This window comes from Pseudomonas sp. 2822-17, assembly GCF_002742485.1.
GTDB classification, from domain to species: domain Bacteria; phylum Pseudomonadota; class Gammaproteobacteria; order Pseudomonadales; family Pseudomonadaceae; genus Aquipseudomonas; species Aquipseudomonas cyclaminis.
In genome coordinates, this window is record NZ_LJRZ01000398.1 from 1 (window position 1) to 231 (window position 231).

Below are 231 nucleotides of genomic sequence, written 5' to 3' on the forward strand. Positions count from 1 at the left end.
GTCCATCGCCTTTCTCGATGAAATAGGCTACCTCAATGAGCGATTACTTGCAGTACATCTCACTGAAGCGACGAAAGAAGAAACAGAGCAGGTGGCAAGAAGCGGTGCGTCCATGATCAATTGCTCAGGAAGCATCGGGATTATCGATGGGATCGTTCCACCTATCCTAGAATTCATTGAAGCGGGGGGAACAGCAGCGCTATGATCTGATCAGGCCCCAGGAAATAATTG

General features: G+C 48.9%; 1 protein-coding gene. It reads left to right on the forward strand.

Annotated elements, in window-relative coordinates; translation table 11 throughout:
- A partial coding sequence (locus AOA60_RS13815; protein ID WP_218240641.1) for a hypothetical protein occupies positions 1-205 on the forward strand: 205 nt, incomplete at its 5' end.
- Between the last annotated feature and the right edge of the window lie 26 nt (positions 206-231).